The organism is uncultured Kordia sp., assembly GCF_947489565.1.
Classification (GTDB): domain Bacteria; phylum Bacteroidota; class Bacteroidia; order Flavobacteriales; family Flavobacteriaceae; genus Kordia.
Window position 1 is genome coordinate 1 of the sequence record NZ_CANLEA010000087.1, and the last position, 232, is coordinate 232.

At 34.9% G+C, this 232-nt stretch carries 1 protein-coding gene; it reads left to right on the forward strand.

Annotated elements, in window-relative coordinates; translation table 11 throughout:
* Nucleotides 1–232: condensation domain-containing protein (locus Q0845_RS27815; RefSeq protein ID WP_298521237.1), on the forward strand; the 232-nt coding region annotated here is incomplete at both ends.

Sequence of the window (232 nt, forward strand, 5' to 3'; positions counted from 1 at the left end):
CAAACAGAAAAGCTGCAAAGCTCAATCCATGTTGGATACAATACAAATGTAAACGATATCTTGCTGAGTAGTTTATCGCTGAGTTTAGACGAAGTATTTTCCATAGATCGTTGTTTAATAGAACTTGAAGGACACGGACGCGAGGAATTAACAAACGCAATAGATTTAAGTAGAACCGTAGGTTGGTTTACAAGTTTATATCCTTTTGAATTACAATCTAAAGGTACAAATG